This window comes from Collinsella sp. TF05-9AC, assembly GCF_003438495.1.
Taxonomy (GTDB): Bacteria; Actinomycetota; Coriobacteriia; order Coriobacteriales; family Coriobacteriaceae; genus Collinsella.
In genome coordinates this window covers 8,301-11,711 of the sequence record NZ_QSSH01000044.1, presented here as the reverse complement: position 1 = coordinate 11,711, position 3,411 = coordinate 8,301, and the positions used below count along the sequence as shown (strand labels likewise).

Below are 3,411 nucleotides of genomic sequence, written 5' to 3'. Positions count from 1 at the left end.
GCGGGGGCTCCTGTCGTTTCCGTGCCCTCGGATTGGGTCATAGTGTCTGTCGTTGCCAAAACATCGGCGTTGCCGTGGTTGTCGCTGTAGTCATTGGGTAGTCATTGGGTAGTCATTGGGGACGTTCTTAAATGACTAGTCAAAGGGGACACTCTTACGGCACTTGGCACTTGGGGACGTTCCTTATGTGCCGGCACCTGGGGACACTCCTTATGTCCAAGAGATTGGTGCAAGAGGGGTAGGTTGCCTTGCGTCGATCTAAATAAGTTGCGGTGAGATAGTTCTTGAATTGGCCTTTTTGGGGCTAAACAGGAACTATCTCACCGCAACTGCGTTGAGCGTTTTTTGGCAGCTGGTTTACTTGCTTGCGAACAGCCAGACCAGGATGATCACCAGGATTGCGGCGACTATGCAGACGATGGCGCCGGTGAATTTGATGCGTGAGTCGCGGGTACGCTCGCGCACCGCGTCCTCGGTGGCCTCGAGCTGGGCGACTTCTCGCTCGGTCTCGGCGTATTCGGCTTTGTCGCGGGCCAAGGATCCTGCAAGCGACTCAGTGATCTCTGGGTGGTCGTGTACCTCGGTCGCCTGTTCGATAATCGACTGCGCATGCGCGGCATCTGCTTGGGCGTTGGCGATGCTCTGCTCTTGGTCGCGGCGTGCCTTGTCCTCGGCAGCGATCTTCTCGCGCAGTTCGCGCTGGCGCGTCGCGGCGGCAGTCTTCGCCGTCTGCAGCTCGTCGCGCGCGGCATCAGCCTCAGTCGTCACGGCTTGGTGCGCGCGTTTGGCTTCGGCAATGGGGGCTTGAGCCTGCTCGACGGCCTGCTCGGCTGCGGCAAGCGAGTGCTCAAGGTCGGCGGTGATGCGCGGGACATCTTCTTCGGCTTTACGCAGGGCATCTGCCGTGTCGGAGATCTGCATCGAGAGCTCGCTGGTGCGCACCGTATAGTTGGCGGGATTTGCCGAGGGATTGCGTTGCAGCTCGGCATACTCATGACGCAGCGTCTCGAGCTGGGCGCGCGTGGCGTCGACGGTTTGTTGTGCGGCGGCAATGCCGGCGTCTCGCTCGGCCTTCACCTTGTCGCGGATGCGCTTGGAATCCTCAAGACGTCGAACGAGGCGGTTGCCGGTCTCGCGAGAGCTTGCCTCGCGGGCCTCCACGGCGTCGAGCGCGGCCTTCAGGCGGAGCTCAGTCGCGTCATCCTCTGTCTTCATTTGTTCGAACTGACCCTTGAGCTCTGTCGCTTTGGCGGCGTGGGCATCACGGTCAATCTCGGCGGCCGCTGCAGTCTTTTGGGCCGTGGCAATCGCCTGGCGCTGGTCGGCGACGATCTGGTCGTAGCGGCCTGCGATATCCTGGCGCGTCTCGAGTTCCTCGGCCTGATCGGCAATGCGCTGCTCAAGTTCGGTCAGATGGGCGCGGGCATCGGCAAGTGCCTTTTTCGCGGCGTTCATCTCGCGCATGGCCGAGGCACCCTGGGCGATAAAGGTGCCCACGGCGTTCGCGGTGTTCGAGACAGCGGTCCCCAGATCGCGGCTCGCGGCGGGGGAATGCGGGGCGGTCGGGCGAGCGGTGTCGGCAGCGTCCGCATCGGCAGCCTGCGGCGCGGCGATATTGCCGGTACCGCCCTCGACCACAGAAAAGCCTGCTGCGTGCGGATCGACCGCATCGGCGCCAATCGTGGGATGTTCGAGCTGCAGAAACGAGGGCATGGTACTGCCTTGGTCGGCAACCGGAGTCTCGCCGGGCACAAAGGTCGAGGCCGCCTCGGCGGCCTCCTCTTCCTCGGCATCAATATCGGCATCGGCGACGGCGTCTTTCATCGCTTTGACGGCATCCATCATGGAGTCCATGACGGCATCGAGCTCTTCTTCCGAAGACACCTCGATGGGGCCTGCCGCCTGTGGCGCGGGGTCTGTGTCGGGTTCGGCATCGCTCGGCTCCGGCTGCTCGCTTTCGTCATGCTCGACAGTATCGTCTGTGTCTGTTGCTTTATCCGCATCGGCGTGCACATCTGCGGCAGCGTGCACATCTGCGGCAGCGGGCGCATCTGCGGTGGCGGGCGCATCGGTGGAGGCGTCGACGCAGGTAGGAGTATCGCAGTCGTCGACGGCGTCTGCGGAATGATCAATATGCTCTTGAGTCTGGGGGTCCAGCTCGTCTGTCATAGGCATGTGCTCCTCATCGTTGTTTGTCACCCTATGATAAGGTCTCGCGCCGACATCCCGCGCGCCGCAGCAAAGTTTCAAAACGTGTTCGATGGCTCGATCTGATAACAATAGCTCGGCCGTTTTATCCAGTTTGTACTTGACAATCCCTTCGCCGAACTACGTGGTGCCGTTCGCCTACCGCGGTCTTTTATTTTTGCTTGAACACGCTAAAGTTGCATCTCAGCTTTTGGCGCGTGAAGTTGGATACGCGCAGTCGGCGGGCGTGCCCGTCGCGATTTGAAAGGACTTTGTATGGGACTTTTCACTGGTAAGACCGTGATCGTCACCGGCGGCGGCAAGGCCACGCTTAAGGACGGTTCCGCTGGCTCCATCGGCTACGGCATCGATATCGCATTTGCCAAGGAGGGCGCGAACCTCGTCATCACCGGCCGCAACGTCGCCAAGCTCGAGGCCGCCAAGGAGTCTCTCGAGGCCGAGTACGGTGTCAAGGTTCTGCCTGTTCAGGCCGATGTCTCGGCTGGTCAGGACAACGAGGCCGTCGTCCAGAACGTCATCGACAAGGCCATTGAGGAGTTCGGCCGCATCGACGCCGTCGTCAACAATGCTCAGGCTAGCGCCTCGGGCGTGACCATCGCCGATCACACCATGGATCAGTTTAACCTGGCCATTTACTCCGGTCTGTATGCTACCTATCTGTACATGCAGAAGGCCTATCCGCACCTGAAGGAGACCAAGGGCTCCGTGGTCAACTTTGCCTCGGGCGCCGGCCTGTTTGGCAACTATGGCCAGTGCAGCTATGCTGCCGCCAAGGAGGGCATCCGCGGCCTGACCCGCGTTGCCGCCAACGAGTGGGGCAAGGACGGCATCAACGTCAACATCGTGTGCCCGCTTGCTTGGACCGCTGCGCTCGAGAACTTCCAGGATGCCTATCCCGAGGCGTTCAAGGCCAACGTCCACATGCCGCCGGCTGGTCACTACGGCGACGTCGAGAAGGAAATCGGCCGCGTGGTCGTTCAGCTCTGCGGTCCCGACTTTAAGTACATGAACGGCGAGACCGTCACCCTCGAGGGTGGCATGGGCCAGCGGCCGTAGGGGTTACGCGGTTTTACCAAACCGCGTAACGGCTCGACGCTGCGCGGGCCGCATTTGGACAATCTGACGTTCAACTTCAAGGGCGCGACCAGAAGGTCAGCGCCCTTTCGTTTCACGTCACCTTGTCTCAAATGCGACCCGCTCGCT

General features: G+C 61.3%; 2 protein-coding genes. One reads left to right on the top strand and one right to left on the bottom strand.

All coding sequences use genetic code 11. From position 1 onward, the window contains the following. Positions 1-357 precede the first annotated feature (357 nt). Entirely contained in the window at positions 358-2,169 is a 1,812-nt protein-coding gene (locus DXC52_RS09235; protein WP_117747010.1) for a hypothetical protein, read from the bottom strand. Between the two features lie 294 nt (positions 2,170-2,463). Here DXC52_RS09235 and DXC52_RS09230 point away from each other — a divergent pair, with 294 nt between their 5' ends. Continuing rightward, on the top strand, positions 2,464-3,264 hold the full coding sequence (locus DXC52_RS09230) for an SDR family NAD(P)-dependent oxidoreductase (RefSeq protein WP_006235414.1): 801 nt from the start codon (positions 2,464-2,466) through the stop codon (positions 3,262-3,264). Positions 3,265-3,411 lie beyond the last annotated feature (147 nt).